The sequence below is a fragment of the Pedobacter superstes genome, assembly GCF_037622515.1.
GTDB lineage: Bacteria > Bacteroidota > Bacteroidia > Sphingobacteriales > Sphingobacteriaceae > Paradesertivirga > Paradesertivirga superstes.
The window spans coordinates 365,368-387,537 of sequence record NZ_JBBJCN010000004.1; the positions used below are offsets into that span (position 1 = coordinate 365,368).

At 38.5% G+C, this 22,170-nt stretch carries 15 protein-coding genes; 5 read left to right on the forward strand and 10 right to left on the reverse strand.

The features are described from left to right. Positions 1–52: 52 nt before the first annotated feature. The 5 genes from WG906_RS13630 to WG906_RS13650 form a co-directional block, all read right to left on the reverse strand. Entirely contained in the window at positions 53–772 is a 720-nt protein-coding gene (locus WG906_RS13630) for a DUF3307 domain-containing protein (protein WP_339993259.1), read from the reverse strand. A 4-nt stretch (positions 773–776) separates the two neighbouring features. Then, a complete protein-coding gene (locus WG906_RS13635; protein WP_339993260.1) occupies positions 777–1,382 on the reverse strand; it encodes a hypothetical protein in 606 nt (201 codons plus the stop codon). 160 nt (positions 1,383–1,542) lie between these two features. Beyond that, the gene (guaB, locus tag WG906_RS13640) at positions 1,543–3,012 is read right to left on the reverse strand and encodes an IMP dehydrogenase (protein ID WP_339993261.1); all 1,470 of its coding nucleotides are present in this window, start codon (positions 3,010–3,012) and stop codon (positions 1,543–1,545) included. Positions 3,013–3,218: 206 nt separating this feature from the next. Beyond that, entirely contained in the window at positions 3,219–4,493 is a 1,275-nt protein-coding gene (locus WG906_RS13645) for a M16 family metallopeptidase (protein ID WP_339993262.1), read from the reverse strand. Continuing rightward, a complete protein-coding gene (locus WG906_RS13650) occupies positions 4,493–5,728 on the reverse strand; it encodes a M16 family metallopeptidase (protein WP_339993263.1) in 1,236 nt (411 codons plus the stop codon). The genes WG906_RS13645 and WG906_RS13650 overlap by 1 nt, the downstream gene beginning before the upstream one ends. Positions 5,729–5,951: 223 nt before the next feature. Between WG906_RS13650 and pyrG the strand changes: the two genes are divergently transcribed. From pyrG to WG906_RS13675, 5 genes are all read left to right on the forward strand, one after another. Beyond that, positions 5,952–7,562: a CTP synthase gene (gene pyrG / locus WG906_RS13655; RefSeq protein WP_339993264.1), complete on the forward strand. Its 1,611-nt coding sequence runs from the start codon at positions 5,952–5,954 to the stop codon at positions 7,560–7,562. A 26-nt stretch (positions 7,563–7,588) separates the two neighbouring features. Continuing rightward, complete coding sequence (gene yidC / locus WG906_RS13660) at positions 7,589–9,451, forward strand: membrane protein insertase YidC (RefSeq protein WP_339993265.1); 1,863 nt, start codon at positions 7,589–7,591, stop codon at positions 9,449–9,451. A gap of 124 nt (positions 9,452–9,575) precedes the next feature. Next, positions 9,576–10,808: a nucleoside recognition domain-containing protein gene (locus WG906_RS13665; RefSeq protein ID WP_339993266.1), complete on the forward strand. Its 1,233-nt coding sequence runs from the start codon at positions 9,576–9,578 to the stop codon at positions 10,806–10,808. Between the two features lie 6 nt (positions 10,809–10,814). After that, positions 10,815–11,195: a methylglyoxal synthase gene (locus tag WG906_RS13670; protein WP_339993267.1), complete on the forward strand. Its 381-nt coding sequence runs from the start codon at positions 10,815–10,817 to the stop codon at positions 11,193–11,195. 233 nt (positions 11,196–11,428) lie between these two features. Further along, positions 11,429–12,010: a DinB family protein gene (locus tag WG906_RS13675; RefSeq protein ID WP_339993268.1), complete on the forward strand. Its 582-nt coding sequence runs from the start codon at positions 11,429–11,431 to the stop codon at positions 12,008–12,010. Between the two features lie 194 nt (positions 12,011–12,204). Here the strand turns inward: WG906_RS13675 and WG906_RS13680 are convergent, their stop codons facing one another. The 5 genes from WG906_RS13680 to WG906_RS13700 all read right to left on the reverse strand — a co-directional run bounded on the left by WG906_RS13680 (position 12,205) and on the right by WG906_RS13700 (position 22,113). Beyond that, positions 12,205–12,651, reverse strand: coding sequence for a response regulator (locus tag WG906_RS13680; protein WP_339993270.1), 447 nt, complete (start codon positions 12,649–12,651; stop codon positions 12,205–12,207). Between the two features lie 2 nt (positions 12,652–12,653). Next, positions 12,654–14,111 (reverse strand): sensor histidine kinase, encoded by a 1,458-nt coding sequence (locus WG906_RS13685; protein ID WP_339993271.1) that lies wholly within the window; start codon positions 14,109–14,111, stop codon positions 12,654–12,656. A 7-nt stretch (positions 14,112–14,118) separates the two neighbouring features. Next, complete coding sequence (locus WG906_RS13690; RefSeq protein WP_339993273.1) at positions 14,119–15,360, reverse strand: hybrid sensor histidine kinase/response regulator; 1,242 nt, start codon at positions 15,358–15,360, stop codon at positions 14,119–14,121. A gap of 52 nt (positions 15,361–15,412) precedes the next feature. Then, on the reverse strand, positions 15,413–21,124 hold the full coding sequence (locus WG906_RS13695) for a HAMP domain-containing protein (protein ID WP_339993274.1): 5,712 nt from the start codon (positions 21,122–21,124) through the stop codon (positions 15,413–15,415). Between the two features lie 395 nt (positions 21,125–21,519). Then, a complete protein-coding gene (locus tag WG906_RS13700; RefSeq protein WP_339993275.1) occupies positions 21,520–22,113 on the reverse strand; it encodes a porin family protein in 594 nt (197 codons plus the stop codon). Positions 22,114–22,170 lie beyond the last annotated feature (57 nt).

Below are 22,170 nucleotides of genomic sequence, written 5' to 3' on the forward strand. Positions count from 1 at the left end.
ATATTTTAACGTATGCAACATTTTTTACAAAAAAATTAAATAGCTGAAAATTCTAAGATATATTACTTACTATCAGTGAGATAAAAACCGCAATTCCGAAGCTTAAAAATGTCCCGATCAAGACATATTCAGTTAGCTTAAGGTCATTTGCTTCTTTTAAATCGCCAAACCTGAATATTGATTTGGCAGCTATCAGAAAACCAATGGCGTCAAAATGGTTAGTATAAATGAATACAAACACCAGTAGGCGCTCCATTATGCCAATGTATTTCCCGGCACTTTGCAGGGATGTTTCTGCAGTATTAGTGATCGTTGTGCTTGTATTTGGAGTCCATTTAGCAATCAATACACGAATAATAATTGAGGAAGGAAATGTAAGCATTAAAATCGCAGCCACATTAGTCCAAAAAACAGGGTTATTTAAAAAGCTTAATTTAAATTGGGGTGTTGTAGTGAAATACCAAATGATAAATATTGAAGTCAGATGTAATACCTGATCTGCGAAAAACCACAGTCGCTTACTTTTTTCTTTTTGAAACAATAGCTTTGCTGCATCTATGATTCCATGAACTATCATTAGAACTAGTGCCTGCGGCCAGAGACTCAGGTTCCATACCAGCAATAAAATCAATAAACCGTGAATTACAGTATGAAGATATAGTTTTTGTGATCGTAGCTTTTTAACCTCTTTTTCTTTAACCCATTTATCCGGCTGCAAGAAAAAGTCGCCCAGAATATGTGCGATAAGAAGTTTAACCAATAGAATATCCATAAGACTAAATTATACCGCTTATTTTTTTTCTGTATAAAGCATCGAGTTCCATGATATCATAAAATCGTGCCCTTTTTAATGCTTCACTTACCGTAGATTGGGATTTATTGGCGAACTCTGCTAATTCTTTTTGAGATACACTGCGATGTTCAATAGACAATTTAACCATCTCGGCTGAAATTTGACTCCAGTTATCCATAGCTATTAAAGCTAACCTAATGGATATATTCATTTCATAATCGAAGTCTTTCCAGGGGGTTCTTATAGCCAAAGTGATGCGTTCCTCTTTTAATTCGTCCAATTTCTCACCGGAATAAATAAATGCTTCACCGCTGGATTCTGAAATCTTGTTTGGAGAAAATTCCTTTTCACCAATACCAATGGCGATTCTCACATCAAGATTTTTTATCGTTTTTATACATGCCTTTAAATAAATGGACTTCAATAGAGCTTCCTCGGGGGCGGACTGCATCTGAAAACTATCACCCCGGAAAATTTCCCAGGTTTTCTCCTCTCCTACTGTTGTTAATGCTTTTTTCAATGCAGATAACCATGCTTTCGGAGAAGAGTTTCTTGAATTGACGATATCACCGGTTATAATCCCTACCATACTATTCTTATAATAGAAACAATTATCGGGTAATTAACCGATAAATAAAAATATCGGGCAATTAGCCGATAAATAAAAATATCGGGTAATTAACCGATAAGATATGATATCGGCTAATTACCCGATATCAATTTAAGTATACCGGGGTGATAAATTAATTCTATCTTGAATAATTCGGCGCTTCTTTTGTGATAGTAATATCATGCGGATGACTTTCCCTCATACCTGCAGCTGTAATCCGGACAAAGCGGGCGTTTTGCAGATCTTCTATAGTTGCCGCTCCGCAATAGCCCATACTGGCCCTTAAACCACCGATGTACTGATACATTACTTCCGCAATAGATCCTTTGTAGGGAACCCGACCGACAATACCTTCTGGTACCAATTTCTTGATATCATCTTCAACATCCTGAAAGTAACGATCTTTTGAACCCTGTTCCATTGCTTCTATAGAGCCCATTCCCCGGTAAGATTTAAACTTTCGACCTTCGTAAATAATGGTTTCGCCAGGAGATTCCTCTACGCCTGCAAATAAAGAACCTGCCATAATCGCATTTGCGCCCGCTGCGATCGCTTTAGGAATATCACCTGTATGTTTAATACCGCCATCAGCAATTACGGGCACTCCTGTTCCACGCAAAGCCTTGGCACATTCGTACACCGCATATAACTGAGGTACGCCAACTCCGGCAATAACACGGGTTGTACAGATAGAACCCGGACCAATCCCAACCTTTACACCATCAGCACCCGCATCGGCCAAAGCTTTCGCTCCTTCACCTGTAGCTACATTTCCGGCAATAACCTGAAGATCGGGATATTTAGATTTTACTTCCTTTATTTTATTGATAACTCCTAAAGAATGTCCATGCGCAGTATCCATCGCAATCACATCAACACCTGCCTTAACCAGGGCATCAACTCTTTCCAATGTATCTGCAGTTACACCAACAGCTGCACCAACACGCAAGCGCCCATGCTCATCTTTACAAGCTTTTGGATAGTTTTTAACCTTTTGAATGTCTTTAAACGTAATTAAACCAACCAACTTTCCTTCCTGATTTACAACCGGTAACTTTTCGATTTTGTAATCCTGCAGAATTTCTTCAGCCTGGATTAACGTTGTTCCCGCTGGTGCGGTAATCAGGTTTTCTTTGGTCATTACCTCATGGACAGGACGCCGCATGTCTTTTTGAAAGCGTAAATCGCGATTGGTAATAATTCCCACCAATACATTCTCGGCATTAATCACCGGGATGCCTCCAATACTGAAATCTTTCATGATTTTGAAAGCATCGCTTATTAATGCACCTTCATGTAAAGTAACAGGATCCTGTATCATACCGCTTTCAGAACGTTTTACTTTTCTAACCTCTTCGGCCTGAAGCAAAATACTCATGTTTTTATGTAAAAAACCTATTCCACCCGCCTGGGCAATAGCAATTGCGAGCTCAGACTCAGTTACTGTATCCATCGCGGCAGAAACTATCGGAACATTTAACCGGATTTTTTTTGTCAGAAATGTACTTGTATCAACCTCTCTGGGTAAAATTTCAGAATAAGCCGGTATTAATAGAACATCGTCGTAAGTAAGACCTTCAGCAACGAATTTTTCGGGATCAAGATGCATAGCAAATATTGGTGTTATTTGCCGGGCAAAGCTAGCGAAAATAAATGTAAGCCACAATCCGAAAATGCTAATGATAATTCTTAAAAGCAGTCTGATAATTACAGACTACTTTTCAATAACAAATTCTTCGTGTATCGCACCATAAACCGCTACTTATGGGTTAAAATCTACATAAACAGGTAAAAAAACTTACCTGTCTCTGAAAATTATTTTTTTCCTACAATGACCTTTTCCAGATCACTGAAATCAAAATACTTAATTGCAAGTTGTTGTAATTCCTCAGCAGAAATGGTTCTCACAACATCAATATATTGATTATAGTATTCATATGTTAATCCCGAAAAGAGAATATTCTTAAACTTATCGGCGTGCGACAAAGCGTTTTCAAGACTTCCCAGCAGCGATCCCATCATGTAATTGCGAACCAGCTCCAATTCCTCCCGGGAAATAAGTTCTGTCTGAAGAATTTTTATTTCTTTTTCAATCTCATTAACAGCATCAGTGCAAACCTCGGCACCAACTTCGGATCCAATTACAAAATATCCGGCATTTTTCAGAGACACAATGGCCGAACCAATTCCATAAGTATATCCCTTATCTTCCCGGATATTAGACATTAGCCTGGAGCTGAAATATCCGCCAAGCACAGTATTTAACACTTGTAAACCAGGAAAATCTGCATGGCTTCGGTTTACCGACAATCCGCCCAGCCGAATAGCCGACTGCAAGGCATCAGGGCGTTCGAAATAATGTTCTTTACCTTTTTCTGCCGTAAAAGAAAACACATTCTCTGTTACATCAGAACCTGAATCCCAATCTGTACCGAAAAACTTATTTAATAAACTGGTTGAATTATCATCAATCTTTCCGGAGGCAATTACAGTGCAGTTAGATGGCTGATAGGCCGATTCAAAGTATTCCAAAAGTTGAGTTCTATCCAGCCTGTCATAATCAAACACATCTGTTTTGTATCCGTAAATGGTATCACCAAACAAAGCATTATTAAACAAACGCCTGCCGAGGTAATCATTTTTTTCCAGGCTAACCATGAGCTTCTGCTTTTGATTAATTTTAAATGTTTCCAATTCGGTTTCGGAAAAAGCCGAACCAGTAACAATTGCCTTAACAACCGGGAGAGTTGCCTCAAGATGTTTTGTGAGAGTATAAAGGGTAACCGAAGAGTAATCGTAATTATAATCTACCTGGAGAAAAGCACCATAATAATCTATTTTTTCTGCAATCTGCTGGGCATTTAATTTATCAGTACCCTCAACCAGCATAGAATTTACAGTATATGCCTGTAAAGGCTTGGAAGGGTTCCAGTTTACATTTTTAAATATGAGTTCAATACGAATAAGTTCCTGTTCTCCGCCATTGATAACATATAGCTTTAAATTATTGTCCAAAACATAAGGCTCGGCTTTAATTAGTTGAATTTGTTCAACTTGTCTGAATGCTGGTGCTAAAGTTCTGTCGACCATTAGTTTGCTAAATAATAAAGTGTAGTTGAATTTTCTTTACGGAAAATACTGTTTGCCCGGTTTTTAATATCTTCTGCAGACACTGTCATGTATCTGTCTGTTTCTTTATTCAATAAAGATGCATCTCCGAGAAGCTCGAAAATCGCAAGATTCATTGCCTTATCCAGCAAGCTCATTTCAGAAAAAACCATAGTGGATTCAATTTTATTTTTCACTTTGGTCAACTCGTCATCTGCTATCAAACTGGTTTTCAGACTCTCTATCTCCTCCCATAATGCAGCCTCTGCATCCTCCATCGAGACCCCTTTAACGGGCTTGCCTTCGATTATAAATAAGCCCGGATCAAGACTCCCTGTAGAATGCGCATTAATTTCGCTGAAAAGTTTCTTATTTTTAATTAAGTTAATGTGAAGCCTGGATGCGTTTCCCCTAGATAAAAGGTCTGATATTAAATCAGTTTCATAATATCCCTGTTCATTACGTGCCGGGCAGTGAAATACCGTATAAATGGCATTTAAGGGAACGTCTGCCTTAATTATTTCGCGATGTTCTGCAAGCTGCTTAGGTTCGACCGGCAAGGACCTCACGGGTTTGTCTGTTGAGGGAATACTCCCGAACCATTTTTCGGCAAGTATTTTTACCTCGGCAGTTGTAACCGCCCCGCCTACAACCATAATTGCATTTGAAGGGTTGTAGAATTTATTGAAAAAGGCCTTAACATCTTCCATTTTTGCATTCTCAATATGCGAAAGTTCTTTGCCAATGGTAGCCCATCTGTAAGGATGTGCCTTGTAAACAATAGGCCGTAATTTGAGCCAAACATCGCCGTAAGGCTGATTTAAATAGCGCTGTTTGAATTCTTCGCACACCACGTTCTTCTGAACTTCAAGGCTTTTTTCTGAAAAGGCAAGGCTTAACATCCTGTCGCTTTCAAGCCAAAAGGCAGTTTCAAGATTTACAGCAGGAAGAGTAATGTAATAATTAGTGATGTCATTACTCGTAAAGGCATTGTTCTCTCCTCCAACACGTTGTAAAGGTTCATCGTAAGACGGGATATTCACAGACCCGCCAAACATTAAATGCTCAAATAAATGCGCAAAGCCGGTTTGTTCGGGATTTTCGTCGCGGGCGCCAACATCATATAAAATATTAACTACGGCCATAGGGGTGGTAAAATCCTCGTGAACGATAACCTTGAGGCCATTATCTAATGTAAAGCGGTTGTATGATACCATTGTTTATAAGCGATTTTATAAAAAGAAGGACAAAGGTAAAAGTTTTGATGAATGATGGTAATAATAGCCAAAGGGTTTAATTTACGGACCACAATTTTTTCACAAATAAATTAATCTCCACATTGTATAAAGGAGAAGAGATTTTTCTTACCTTTGAATCCCGTACAAATAGATTGTTTTTTCTTCCTTTCGGGAAGGCAAATTCATAAAAATTCCATCATTCATGACTAAGTATATTTTTGTTACGGGCGGCGTTACCTCGTCGTTAGGAAAAGGGATTATTTCCGCATCATTAGCAAAACTTCTGCAAGCCCGTGGCTACCGGGTTACTATTCAAAAATTCGACCCGTACATTAATATTGATCCGGGAACTTTAAATCCTTATGAGCACGGCGAATGTTTTGTAACCGAAGATGGAGCCGAAACCGATCTTGACCTTGGTCACTACGAGCGTTTTTTAAATGCCCCCACTTCACAATCGAACAATATTACTACCGGGCGTATTTATCAGAATGTAATTAACAAGGAGCGTGAAGGCGCATACCTGGGAAAAACAGTTCAGGTAGTTCCGCATATTACGGATGAGATAAAACGAAATATTCGCATACTGGGAGAAAATGGCGAATATGATATCGTTATTACAGAACTCGGTGGCACAGTTGGTGACATTGAATCGTTGCCATATATCGAGGCGGTTCGACAATTCAGATGGGAAATAGGTTATAATAATTCCCTTGTAATCCATCTAACTTTAATTCCTTACCTGGCTGCTGCAGGCGAATTAAAAACAAAACCTACGCAGCACTCGGTTAAAACACTCCTTGAATACGGAATTCAGCCAGATATTTTGGTTTGCCGTACAGAACATCATTTATCACAGGATATTCGCAGAAAAATAGCCTTGTTCTGTAACGTTAATATTAATGCTGTAGTCGAATCGATCGATGCTTCTACTATTTATGACGTTCCTTTACTAATGCTTAAGGAACAACTGGATAAAACTGTTCTTACCAAACTTAAGCTTCCGCATAAGCTTGAACCAAATTTGGAAAACTGGAAAGATTTTCTGGGCCGCCTGAAAAATCCTACTTCCGAAGTGCATATTGGCCTGGTAGGAAAATATGTCGAGCTTCAGGATGCATACAAATCAATTCTTGAATCGTTTATACACGCAGGTGCAAGAAATGAATGTAAAGTGAAAGTGCATTCTATTCATTCGGAAAGCATAACCCCCGAAAATGTCGCAGAAAAACTTCAGGGATTAAATGGATTATTAGTGGCTCCAGGATTTGGTAACCGGGGCATTGATGGCAAAATTACTGCCATCCAACATGTAAGAGAGAATAATATTCCATTCTTTGGAATCTGTCTTGGGATGCAATGCGCTGTAATTGAGTATGGCAGAAATGTCTTGGGATACACTGATGCCCATAGCATGGAGATGGATGAAAATACTTCGCATCCGGTTATTTCTATGATGGAGGAGCAGAAAAAGGTTATTAATAAAGGAGGAACGATGCGCTTAGGTGCATATACCTGTGAAATAAAAAAAGGAACAAAAGCTGCTGCTATTTACGGTAAAACAACCATTACAGAAAGACATCGTCACCGTTATGAATTTAACAACGACTATCTGAATGATTATGAAAAAGCCGGAATGCTTGCTTCGGGAATAAACCCGGAAAACAACCTTGTAGAAATAATCGAACTGAAAAACCACCCTTTCTTTGTTGCCGGTCAATTTCACCCAGAATTAAAATCAACAGTGGCAAATCCCCATCCACTTTTTGTTAACTTTGTCGCCGCTTCGCTGGCTCAGGCGAGAAAAAAATAGTTTTTTAGAAAGAGCATATACTTATAATGGATAGAAATACTTTTACCGGACTTTTTTTAATCTTAGTTATTCTTGTTGGATCGATGTATTTATTACAGCCCTCTGAGCAAGAAGTTAAGAGAGAAAAATTTGTTCAGGATTCTATAGCACAATCAAAATCAGCAAAACCTGCTGCGAAAACACAAACTCCAGCTGCTTCAGCTGCAATAGTACCTGTAGTTGATTCAACTATTCTTAAAGGCCCTTTTGGCGCCGCACATAGCGGTTCTGATCAGAAAGTTACGTTAGAGAATGAGCACTTAATAGTTATTATTGGTTCAAAAGGCGGAGGCATTGAATCTGTAGAACTTAAAGAACATAAAACATATCAGAATAAACCTTTGATTATGTTTAATGCAAATCAGACTAATTTCGGGTTAACTTTTAATGCGGCCGGATCGGCAATAAATACCAGCACACTATACTTTAGTCCTTCGTTACAAAAGTTAAGCGTATCAAAATCAGATTCCGGTTCTGTTACAATGAGATTAGCTTACTCTCAAAATCAATTTATTGATTATATCTATTCATTAAAAGGCGATAGCTATAAAGTAGGATTAACTATTGTCACTTCCGGATTACAATCGGTTTTACCCCAGGGGCAACACATTAATTTAAACTGGTCTGCCACTTTAACTCAGAAAGAAAAGGATCTTGAAAGTGAAAGAACACGCTATTCTGGTGCTTATTTCAAATATGATGATAATGAGCCAAAACATATTGGCTTGGATAAGGATGAGAAAAAAGAATTAGGCGAAGAAGGAAAAGTAAGATGGGTTTCTTTTAAACAACACTTTTTCTCTAATGTACTTATTGCTAAAAACGGGTTTGATAAAGTAAATTTATCTGTAGTAAATTCCACAGAACCAGGTGTTTTAAAAACCATTACGGCAAATATGCAATTGCCGGTAAATAGTCAGAATAACAATATTTATCCTTTAGAATTTTTCTTTGGCCCTAATAAATTTAAGATTTTAAATGATCAGGGCTACGATCTTGAGCAACAGATAGATCTGGGCTGGGGCCCATTAAAATGGATTAACCGCTATGCTGTGCTTCCGATATTTAACTCACTCGAAAGATTTAACTGGAGTTATGGTTTAATTATATTAGCTCTTACCATTATATTAAAGGTAGCCTTAACTCCTTTAACGTACAAATCTTACCTGTCAATGGCCAAGATGCGGGTGCTTAAACCAGAGATGGAAGAGATCAAAACTAAAGTTGGTGAAGATAACCCTACCCTTCTTCAACAGGAATATATGAAGCTTTATAAAAAAGCAGGTGTAAATCCTTTAGGAGGCTGTATCCCAATGCTTTTACAAATGCCGATTATCATGGCATTCTTCTTCTTTTTCCCCAACCTTTTTGAACTGAGGCACCAGAGTTTTCTATGGATGGGGGATTTATCTACCTACGATTCTATAATTAGTTTTCCCAGGATTCCATTAATAGGTATAAATCACATCAGTTTGATGTGTTTATTAATGACAATTTCCACATTAATTTATACCTATTACAACAATCAGATTTCCGGGGCAACCGGACAAATGAAGTATATTGGGTATATTACACCTATTATATTCTTTGGGGTACTTAACAGTTATCCGGCTGGTTTAAATTACTATTACTTCCTGGCCAATATGCTGACATTTGCACAGCAATTCATTATTAAACAATTTGTTAATGACGAAAAGATACATTCTCAAATCCAGGAGAATAAGAAAAAGCCAAACGCAGATAAAAAATCCAAATTCCAGCAAAGAATGGAAGATTATATGAGACAAAAACAGGCTCCTGCTAAAGAGTTACCTGCGAAGCCCGCTGTAAAAGCTCCGAAAAAGAAATAAAATAAGAAACCGGCACAAGGCCGGTTTTTTTATGGATTTAAATCAGGTTGCTTTTTTCTTTAAAAGTTGATTTACATTAAAAAAATGTAAATTCAGCCGCACAAATTTTGATATAACTTTTAAAATGGCTTTAAATTATATTTGGATTGCCTTCTTCATCATAGCTTTTATTGTTGCTTTAGGCAAGCTCATCTTTCTGGGTGATACCGCCATATTCTCTGCAGTTACCACAGGAATGTTTGACAGCGCAAAAACAGGGGCCGAAATATCGTTAGGCTTAATCGGAATTATGACCTTTTGGCTTGGTATCATGAAAATTGGTGAACGTGCAGGTATGATAAGTCTTTTTGCCAGGGCAGCCAGCCCTTTTTTCAGCAAATTGTTCCCTGAAATTCCTAAAGGTCATCCGGCAAATGGCTCAGTTATAATGAATTTTTCTGCTAATATGCTGGGGCTTGACAATGCGGCAACTCCCCTGGGCTTAAAAGCGATGCAGGAATTACAAGAGTTAAATCCAGAAAAGGAAACTGCAAGTAATGCAATGATTATGTTCCTGGTGTTAAACACAGCCGGCTTAACACTAATCCCAACTTCTGTTATCGCATTGCGAATGGCGAATGGAGCAGCCAATCCCGCAGATATCTTTATTCCGTCGCTTATCGGAACATTTATATCATTTATAACGGGTATGATAGCAGTTGCTATGTATCAGAAAATAAATCTTTTCAAACTACCTGTATTGGTATTCATTGCCATCTTTATTGGCATTATGCTCGCCTTATATTATTCTTTGAGAGGCCTTTCTCCAGCAGATATGGAAGCGACTACCGGCCTTCTGGGAGGAATCGTGATTTTTTCCATCATTATTCTTTTTATAGTGTACGGGGCGATCAAGAAGTTAAATGTTTACGAAGCCTTTATTGACGGAGCCAAAGAAGGCTTTAGCACAGCGGTTATGATTATCCCCTTCTTAATTGCAATTTTAGTAGCAATCAGCGCTTTCAGAACAACGGGGTGTATGGATTTCATTGTTAATGGAATTGCTTCGGTAGTTGCTGCCGCTGGCTTAGATACAGCATTTGTTCCGGCTTTACCTGTTGGTTTAATGAAGACGCTTAGTGGTGGAGGTGCAAGGGGATTAATGATTGATGTGATGAAAACCTATGGTGCTGATTCCTTTCAAGGACGCTTAGCCTGTATTATACAAGGCTCTACGGAAACAACTTTTTATGTATTAGCGGTATATTTCGGGTCTGTTGGAATTAAAAGAACACGCTATGCCATTGCCTGCGGTTTAATAGCCGATTTTGTTGGATTAATTGCTGCTATATTTATAGGCTATATTTTTTTTAAATAAATTATTATGTCAGTTAAAACCCTCGCATTAATTGCTCATGATGGAATGAAAGCCGAGATGGTGGCTTTTGTTAAAGATCATATTGAAATACTTAAAGAATTTAATCTGGTAGCAACCGGGACAACAGGCTCACATATACAACGGACAGGATTAAACGTTGATCTAAAATTAAGTGGCCCTAAAGGGGGTGATGCACAGATTGCATCAATGGCTGCCGAAGGTCAGTTAGCGGGAATTATTTTTTTCCGTGATGCCCTGGGTAAACATCCGCACGAACCAGATGTTCAAATGTTACTCCGTATTTGCGATGTGCACAACGTTCCACTTGCTACAAACCCCGCCACCGCTAAATATCTTTTAGTGGGTATGAGCGAAATTCTGGACTAAATAGTTTCTAGTAAAACTGTCTGTTTTAATGTATTTTGAAGGCTTGAACAGACATACTGAATATTCAATTTAATTCTTGCCGTATTCTTTTTTTTTGCTATATTTATTTAAATACCTGATTAATAAACCTTTGGAACCTTATATCCTATATTAACTTTAACATATCATTTACTTAATACCCTTATGGTATTTTGGCATTATTCATGAAATGAATAAATAAATATCAATGTTTTATGTTATCTAACGAACCGACCCAAAACAAACTTGCTGATATGAATCTTAATCCGCATACAGTTGAACGGCTGTGTCATCAGCACAAATCGTTAAAATGCTATATAGATGATCTTCCGCCTGAAGCAATTTATACACGACTAAGCTCGGATAAATTTTCTATTCACGAGACCATATCTTATCTCACCAGGTATCATCATATTTTCCTAAGCAGGTTGGTTAAAATGATGGAAGAAGTAAATCCGTTTTTTGAAGTCTATAAACCCGATGCTGATTCGGAATTTCACTTTACGTGTGCAAAATCTACCGGTACTTTACTTCATGAACTTTATCGCTTACGCAGTGATATCATAGCTAAAATTGAATCGTTACCCGATGAAAACTTTTCACGTGTCGGTACTCATTCTGTTTTAGGAAAGATGAATATCACTCAGTGGATTGAATTTTTTCTTTTGCATGAATCCAACCAGTTATTCAGAATTTTTAAGCTGGCTGGAAGTTTTTGGTCTGCGGAGCTTGGACAACAAAGCAATATAATCTATTTACCAAGACTGGCTGACTATATTGATGAACTAGCAGTGTAAGAAAATTGTCTCGTAAACAATAAAAAAAGAGGCTGTATCATAAGTGATTCAGCCTCTTTTTTTATTGATATTTTAATGTTTTTAGCCTTATTGTTATTGATATAACCGAAAGGGATCAATGTTAATAATCTCATACTGATTTTTAATACAAGTCAACTTATGAGCCAGCCTCTTTCTATTGGAGTGTAAATTAGTTACAATTGCTTAGACGCTAATATTTTACGCAGGTGAAACTGAACAAAGCCATCCATAGAATCAGTTCTTTTGGAATTATTATTAAAATTGAGAGGTTTTATGAGGTAGCCGGAAATACCCAGTTGCTCTGTGGCTCTTCTGTCAGCTTCCTCGCCGGATGTTGTCATTACAAATACTTTAATATTCTTTAATCTTTCATCTGCCCTTAGAACTCTTAAAAATTCAATCCCGTTCATTTTAGGCATATTTAAATCCAGTAAAATCACATCAGGCAATTGATTTAGCTTCGCAGAATTTTCAATTCCTCTTAAAATTCCAAGTGCTTCAATACCATTATAGGCTGTATAAAGCTCATACTCTTCATCCAGCTTTTTTAATGATCTCTGAACACTTATAACATCCAACTCATCATCATCAACTAGCAGAATAACATTTTTTGAATTCATATTTAAGTTTTTGGCCATGTAAATGTGAATTTCGAACCCTTTCCAGGCTCAGAACTTACCTTAATCGTGCAATGTTGATCATCGATTATTTTTTTCACTATCGATAATCCAATTCCGGTACTTTCTTTAGCGTGCTTCTCACGTAAAGTTTGAAAAATCTCAAAAATTTTATTATGAAACTGAGGATCTACTCCTATGCCATTATCCTGAACACTAAACTCATAATTGTTTTCAAGTTCACTACAGCTTACAACAATGTGTTTGTTTGCTTGAGAATACTTTACAGCATTACTAATTAAATTACTAAAAACTTGTTCCAACCGGATCTTTTCAGTTATTAAAACGGGGAGATTAAACATTTCAACCCTAAATTCTTCGGGTACAATAAGCTCTATAATGTCTCCTATTAAAATCTGAACATCAACTTTCTCTTTTAATGGTTTCTCCCGGCCGATACGCGCATAATCCAATAAGCCATGAATGAGATCTTCCATTCTTTTTATCCGCTCCGGAATAATGTTCAGGTACTTCCGCATTTGAGAAGAAACTTCGTTCCCTAAATCCTCCTCTATCCATTGTATTACATTATAAATACCGCGAATGGGGGCCTTTAAATCATGAGAAACTACATACGCAAACTGGTTTAATTCCTTGTTCCTCTTTTCGAGTTCATTAATATTCTTGCTAAGTGTTTCGGACATTGAATTTAAAGAAACCGACAAACTCGTTAATTCATCATTTTTATTGTCCTTTACTATAGCGAATTGTCCATTAGAAATATTATTAGCCAGATTTACCATTAAAGCAATCCGTTTAGTAATTAAGTGAACAATATAAAGTGTACTGATAATACCGATAATCACAGTAAAAAATATAAAAATGGTGGAGAATGTTCTGGTTTGTTCAATAGAAGCAGTAAGTGCATTTCTTCTTAGTTCTCTGACCCTGTACTCAGACCTGTCAAACTGTTTGAATATTTCGCTTATCTGATCATTAAGATTCTTTCCTACCTGTTTGCGTAATTTAGTTTCAAACAATTCAGTGTATAAGGTTGACGAAGGCTCATTAATTGAAGATTCCTTGGCGTCAATTAACAAAGTACTGTATCTGATCCATCTGTTATGAAGAATTCGAATTGAATCGAGTTTTGCAGACTGCCCTTTAAAATTTGCTACTAATCTTCCCTGTTCTTCAAAAAGTGAGGGCAATTCTTTAGATCCCAGATAATACGAGTCAAGAAAGGTTTTATCAGAGGTCAAAAGATAGCCTCTGAAAGCACTTTGCATTTCAATGATTCCTTTATGGAGCTTACTTGAATTTCGGATGACAGCTTCAGAATTGGCAAGGAACTCTGTATTTCTGTTAACCTTGTGAGATAGATTGTAATTTACGTAGGAGTCTGTTAATGATATTCCAATAACAATCGAGAAGCCAAGAAAAATCTGTGCCGCAAGTTTCATTCAATACCTATGCCTCAATGGAGTGTGCATCCTGATATAAAAAAGCAGGAATTGTAAACCTAAAACAAGTACCGTTTTTTTCATCACTTTCTACACTTATCGTTCCGCCATGCTGCGTAACAAAATCTTTAACCAGAATTAAACCTAAGCCTGTACCATGTTCATTATTCGTGCCTTTTGAAGATGTGTTATCTTCATTAAAAAGATGTTCCATGGCGTCGGCATTTATTCCAATACCAGTATCGGCAATACATATTTCCACCATTTTTTCAATCTTGGCAGCACTTATAGTGATAGAGCCCTTCTGTGGCGTGTACTTTATTGCATTAGTAACCAAATTTTGAACAATTGAACGGAGCATTAATGAATCTGCATGTACATAAAGTTCATTAACAACATTATTTACAAGATCAATCTCCTTTTGAGCGGCAATGGTCTTAAGTAAGTCCAAAGAATCATTCATACCCATAACCAAATTAATCCTCCTCGGATTAAAGCTGGTTTTTTCGCGTTGTTTCTTTGCCCAGTCTACCAATTCGTTTAATTGCTGCACAATTTTATGAGCCGTTCTATGAATGATATTTGATAAATTTTTAATATCAGAGACTTGTAATTTTTCTATATCCCTGGTTAGCTTTTCTGATGTGGCAATGAGAGCTGTTGCAGGATTACGTAAATCATGGGAAATTACCGACAGAAATTTGTCTTTGGAAAGGTTTAGATCCTTCAGTTCTGAGTTTAAAGTTTCAAGCTGCAATGTCCGCTCCTTAACCCGATTTTCAAGCTCAGAATTCAGACGCATTAAATCTTCATTAATTATCCTGAGCTTTTCTTCCTGCTTACTTAAAAGCTGATTTTTTCGATGAAGTTCTGCAAATACAGCAACTTTTGAGCGAAGTATTTGAGGACTAAAAGGTTTCCGTATATAATCGACCGCACCAGCCTGGTAACCTTTAAACATTGCAGCTTCTTCGTAATCCTGACCCGTAATAAATATGATGGGTACCAGCCGGAGCTTTTCTCTTTGATATATGAGCTCGGCGGTCTCGTACCCATCCATAATAGGCATTCTTACATCTAAAAGGATCAAGGAAAAATCATCCTCTTTCAGGAGAATTTTTAGAGCGTCTTTTCCTGAAGTTGCTTTATAAAATGTATAGCCTTGATTCTCCAGTACAATCTCCATCGACATCAGGTTATCTTCCCTGTCATCAACCAGAAGAATTTTTATTGTAGTTTCATCAGCCACTTATATTCTGTTTTAATTTTATCAATGAATAATTTATTCCAGTTAAATTTAATTAAACTAACCAGACTCTCATTAAAGAAAGTAATTGTGGTGTCTTAACTGGCTTCGTTATATAATCCGAAGCCCCTGAAGCGATACATTTTTGACGGTCGCCAATCATAGCCTTTGCAGTAACCGCAATTATAGGTAACTGCTTATGACGGCTTTCCTTTCTTATCCACTGTATGGTTTCATACCCGTCCATCTCCGGCATCATAATATCCATCAACACAATGTCAATATCTTTATTCGCATTGAGTAATTCCAGTGCCTCTCTACCGCTTTCGGCAGTAATTACCTCAAGCCTTGACCTTTCGAAAGCTGCCGTCAGCGCAAACAGGTTTCTAACATCATCATCAACTACCAAAACTTTTTTGCCGTCAAGTATATCGCCGGTATATTTTGCAGCCTGAATCAGTTTGAATTTATCTGCAGGAAGCATTCTGGTTTCTACATGAAGCATTTGCAATGTTTCATCAAGCAAATCAACATAGGAATCAGGGCTCTTACTTATTGATTTATAATTTAATCTCTTAAGCGTTATTAACTCTTCCTGGCTAAACTCTTTATCGGCATATATGATTATAGAAGTTTGATTATTCTTACTCAAATTCAAGTAATTAGGGAGTAATTTTGCATCCGCCAAAGCGTAATCAATAATGATACAATCAAACGTCTCATTTTTGAGTATTTCCATTCCTTCTTTTACTGACGAAACCGCTCTTGTTGAGATCACTTCATTTTTAATAAGTTCTGATAGTCGCTCAAGCTCCTCTTTATCCTCCTCTACTATAAGAACTTTTTTAATTTTTGATTCTTCGAACGAAATGATTATTGAAATCAATTCATCAAGTGATTTATTTGACAGAGGTTTTAACTGGAAACTCTTGGCACCATTTTTCATGGCTAAAGCCTTATTATCCTCACCAGAAACTAAATGTATAGGAATGTGACGAAGATTTAAATCCGTTTTAAGAAGCTTTAAGATTTTCCAGCCATTCGATTCAGGCATATTTACATCTAAAGTAATAGCGATAGGATGATAGTTCTGAATGCTATCAAAGATCTCAAGATAGTTAATGGCCACAATGGCTTTCAACCCAAAATCATGCGCCTTATCGATCATAATTTTAGTGAACCGTAAATCATCTTCAATAACCAGGATCACTCTGTCTTCCGACTGAATATTGTGCCTGTCGTCATCAATCATTGGTTCAATAATCTCAGCGGTCATATTGGCCTTATTTACTGCTGCCAAATATGGCTTGGAATGTTCTGCTATAGCTTTTGTTCCTTCCTGATATCTGAGCGGCAGATACAAAGTAAATGTACTGCCTTTTCCAAGTTCGCTTTCAACAACTATTGTACCGCCAAGTAATTCGGCAAATCCCTTGCTAATAGAAAGCCCAAGACCGGTACCTCCGTACTTACGGCTTGTCGAACCTTCGGCTTGCTGGAATGCTTCAAAAATAATTCCCTGTGTTTTTTTAGAGATACCGATACCAGAATCTTCAATTGAAAATGCTATAACATCCCCTATACTCTGCAAGGGATTTTTTTGAGTCGCTTTAGGTCGCTGAATTTTTAATCTGATGCTCCCTTTTTCAGTGAATTTAAAGGCATTAGAAAGCAAATTCTTTAAGATCTGATTCAATCGCTGAATATCTGTTTCCATTATTTCAGGAAGCGAAGGATCAACATCAATTTCGAAATTAAGATTCTTGGTTTCAGAAATAGGCTTAAATGTTGATTCCACAAAAGATGCTATCTCTCTAAAACTAACCGGCATAATATCGGCCGAGATAACTCCGGATTCAATTTTCGACAAATCCAGAATATCATTGATCAACTGAATTAAGTCATCACCGCAAGAGTGAATTGTTTTAGCATACCTGATTTGTTTTTCACTCAAATTACCTTCGTGGTTTTCAAATAGTTGTTGAGCAAGAATCAATAAACTGTTCAGAGGGGTTCTTAACTCATGCGACATGTTTGCCAGGAACTCTGATTTATATTTGGAAGTTAAAGTTAGCTGTTCTGCTTTTTCCTCCAGAGAGCGCCGTGCCTCTTCAACTTCCTTGTTAATCTGCTCCACCTCTTCTTTTTGTTTTTCAAGAAGTTGTGCCTTATCATGAAGCTCATCATTTGCCCGTCTTAATTCTTCCTGTTGTGCCTTTAAATCTCCGGAAAGAGATTGAGACTGCGAAAGAAGTTCCTCTGTACGGGTATTCGTTTCAATATTATTTAATACGATACCAATACTTTCAGTTAACTGATCCAGGAAATCTAAGTGAGTTGGACTAAAGTTATCAAATGATGCCAGCTCAATTACCGCTTTCACATTGTTTTCAAACAGAACAGGAAGAATAACCAGGGCTGATGGAGCCGCACTTCCTATACCTGAATTTATCTGGAGATAATCTACCGGTACATTTGTCAGGAGAATACGCTCTTTATCATTAGCACACTGACCGACTAAGCCTTCACTCAATAAAAATTCTGTATTGATTATTTTTCTGCTATCCTGTGCATATCCTGCAAATAATATGAGTTTAGGCTCAACCTTTGCCTCTGTTTGTTCAAGAATATAAAATGCTCCGTAGCGCGCGTTAACCAATTCCGCCAGTTCCGACAATACTTTATTTGCCACGGCATTTCTATCACGCTGGCCCTGAAGCATCTGGGCAAATTTTGCAAGGTTAGATTTCAGCCAATCCTGTTCATGATTACGTAATGTTGTGCCTTTAAGGTTGGCGATCATCTGGTTGATCGTATCCTTTAATGCCTCAAGCTCGCCTTTTGCGTCCACACGAATGGTTCGCGTTAAGTCACCCTTGGTTACCGCCGATGCAACCTCAGAAATTGAACGTACCTGTACCGTTAAGTTTTCTGCCAGCTGGTTTACGTTCTCTGTCAAATCTTTCCAGGTTCCGGATGCCCCTGGTACACTCGCCTGTCCACCCAATCGACCCTGCACACCCACCTCACGGGCCACTGTGGTTACCTGCTCGGCAAATACGGCCAGTGTATCAATCATCTCATTGATCGTATCTGTTAACTGAGCTACCTCACCTAAAGCATTAATCGATAAACGTTGCTTCAGGTTACCTTTTGCAATACCGGTCGCTACTTTTGAAATACCACGAATCTGTCCTGTCAGGTTAGAAGCCATCTGGTTTACCGAATCCGTTAAATCTTTCCAGGTTCCACCCACACCTTTTACGTGAGCCTGACCACCCAATTTACCTTCCGTTCCTACCTCTCTCGCCACACGGGTTACCTCAGAGGCAAATGAGTTCAGCTGATCCACCATCGTGTTAATGGTGTTCTTCAAATCCATCATTTCCCCTTTTACGTCAATTACCACCGTTTTTGAAAGGTCACCAGATGCTACCGCTTTAGTTACCTCGGCAATGTTACGTACCTGCGATGTAAGGTTCGACGACATCTGGTTTACAGAGTCTGTTAAATCTTTCCATGTTCCGGCAACACCCGGTACAAAAGCCTGTCCACCCAGGTTACCATCTGTACCTACCTCCCTGGCCACACGGGTTACCTCAGAAGCAAAACCTCTCAACTGATCCACCATTGTATTAATAGTTTCTTTCAACTGAAGAATCTCGCCCCGTACATCGACCGTAATTTTTTTGGATAAATCTCCATTAGCTACCGCGATAGATACATCCGCTATATTTCTTAACTGTGCCGTTAAATTACCGGCCATTTTATTTACACTATCCGTTAAGTCCTTCCATGTTCCATCCACGCCCGGTACATTCGCCTGACCTCCCAGCTGCCCTTCAGAACCCACCTCACGTGCCACACGGGTTACCTCAGAGGCAAATCCACGAAGCTGATCCACCATCGTATTGATAGTGTTTTTCAGCTCCAAAAGCTCGCCTTTGGCGTTTACTGTAATCTTTCTTGAAAGGTCACCCTTTGCTACCGCTGTAGTTACCTCCGCTATGTTACGCACCTGGGATGTTAAGTTATCGGCCATCTTATTTACCGAATCTGTTAAATCTTTCCAGGTACCACCTACTCCCGGTACATTCGCCTGACCTCCAAGCTGCCCTTCAGAACCTACCTCTCTTGCCACACGGGTTACCTCCGAACCGAAAGAGTTTAGCTGATCCACCATCGTATTGATCGTGTTTTTCAGCTCGAGCATCTCCCCTCGTACGTCCACCGTGATTTTTTTGGAAAGGTCACCCTTGGCCACCGCAGTTGTTACCTCTGCGATGTTTCGCACCTGTCCGGTTAAGTTACCGGCCATCTGATTTACCGAATCCGTTAAATCCTTCCAGGTACCACCTACACCGGGCACGTTTGCCTGTCCACCAAGCTGACCTTCCGAACCCACCTCTCTCGCCACACGGGTTACCTCGGAGGAGAATGAATTCAGCTGATCCACCATTGTATTGATAGTGTTTTTCAACTCCAGGAGCTCACCTTTTGCATCCACCGTTATCTTCCTGGACAAATCACCCTTCGCTACCGCCGTAGTCACACCTGCAATGTTCCGCACCTGATCGGTAAGGTTACTACCCATCTGGTTTACAGAGTCTGTCAGATCTTTCCAAACCCCACCAACACCTTTTACCTTAGCCTGACCTCCCAGTTTACCCTCTGTGCCTACTTCAAGTGCCACACGAGTTACCTCGGAAGCAAAGGAGTTCAGCTGATCCACCATCGTGTTTATGGTTTTCTTCAGCTCAAGCATCTCTCCTTTTACATCTACGGTGATTTTTTTGGAAAGGTCACCATTGGCTACCGCAGTTGTTACACCCGCGATATTACGTACCTGTGATGTCAGGTTACCTGCCATCCTGTTTACAGAATCTGTTAAATCTTTCCACGTTCCAGCAACTCCGGTAACTTTGGCCTGGCCACCCAGCTTACCTTCTGTACCTACTTCGAGCGCCACACGGGTTACCTCAGATGAGAAAGAGTTCAGCTGATCCACCATCGTATTAATGGTATTTTTAAGCTCGAGAATCTCACCCTTCGCCTCCACCGTAATCTTTCTGGATAAATCGCCTTTTGCTACCGCCGTTGTCACCGTCGCTATATTACGTACCTGTGCTGTTAAATTACCAGCCATCTGGTTTACAGAATCCGTTAATTCTTCCCACACACCGGCAACACCTTTAATTTTCGCCTGTTCTCCTAATTGTCCTTCTGATCCTACCTGCCTGGCAACCCGGGTTACTTCCTGGGTAAAAAGACGAAGTTGTGAGACCATTCCATTAGACTCTTTCGCAATACGCAAGAACTCGCCTTTTAAAGGTTGTCCATTAATTTCTAAAGGAATTTCTTTGGATAGGTTACCATTAGCAACCGAGTTAATCAAGCCCGCAATTTCTAATGTAGGATAAGTTAAATCCGTAATTAGGTTATTCAGTGATTTAACACCTACTGCATATTCACCCTTAAAATCCGGAAGTTCTACTCTTTTGGAGAGGTTACCCTTCTGACCAATTGTTTTTTCGGCAGTACATATTTCATTAACCAAGCGCTCATTAATGTCAATAATATCATTGATCACTTCGCAAATTTTTCCGCTTATACCTGCCTGTGTTATTGGAATTCTAACACTCAGTTTTCCATTTTTAACTTGAGACAGAACTTTTAACAATTCTTTGAGATCGAGAGTTTCATCATCTGTTACTGATGACTTTTTTCCGGGTTTTTCGACTATGGTTTCTAGGTAATCTTGTTCCATACAGGGAAATTTAAAACTTAAGGACAAACGGTACTAAATGGCTAAAATTGCCCGATATCCGATTTGGAAAGATACGGGCAGTAAGGTAATCACGAAAAAAAACAGAAAGGCATATCCGCCAAGATAAGGGATATGAGCCTTTAAATGAGCAATAAATGCAAGAATTTTCTTCCCTCAATTTTCTATAAATTTATATAGATACCTTTTACAATCGTGCAATAGCAAGATAGGTTTTTTATACAAAAAAACTTTTCTCTTGTAAAACTTTGTGAAAAAGTTACATATTAACAATGAGGTTTCTTTTTTTGTTTGATTCGTATATCTTTTTGAGAAAAATATTCTAATCAAACATTATTTGACTTTACTTTCATCAGGAAAATATTGAGAAAAAGAGTTTAGTACAACTTGTATCCCAGGCTAAAATTAAAAAGTCTCAATTTAGTATCTTGGTACCCAGCCCGACTGATTTTGCTTAAACCATGTTCATAGCGTAAATCGAGTGAAATTTTTCTAATATCCAATCCGGCACCAAATTGCCACGCCACTGCCTGATTTTTGTAATTAAATTTTGAAGCATCACTAACTGCGTTACTAAAAGACTGTTCCTCGTTAATTACAAATGAGATGACCGGTCCGGTATTAAGTCTACCCCCTATTCCCACAGCTCCTATTTTTGTGCCAACTAGTATAGGTAAATCTACACTGGTAAAATCTACACTTCCGGTTTGCCCATTGTCGTCTTTAACATCGACGGTCTTAACGGTATAGTATAATTCAGGCTGCAGGTGCAAGCCCATAGCTCCGGCTCTGGCCCAGATCCCGGCAAGATACCCAGCACGATTATCACTGCTAAAACCATTTTGCTTAGAGAGCTTTGAGAGATTGACTCCTGCTTTTAAACCAAAGTCGAAATTTGGAATTATTTGAGCTTGTGTCGTACTACCAGCACCGGTTAAAAGAACCGCTAAAATTAAAAGACTTGTTTTCATGATATATTAGTTGAGCATTCTTGTTTAACAAAGATATAGTTGTTTTGTAGTGAACCA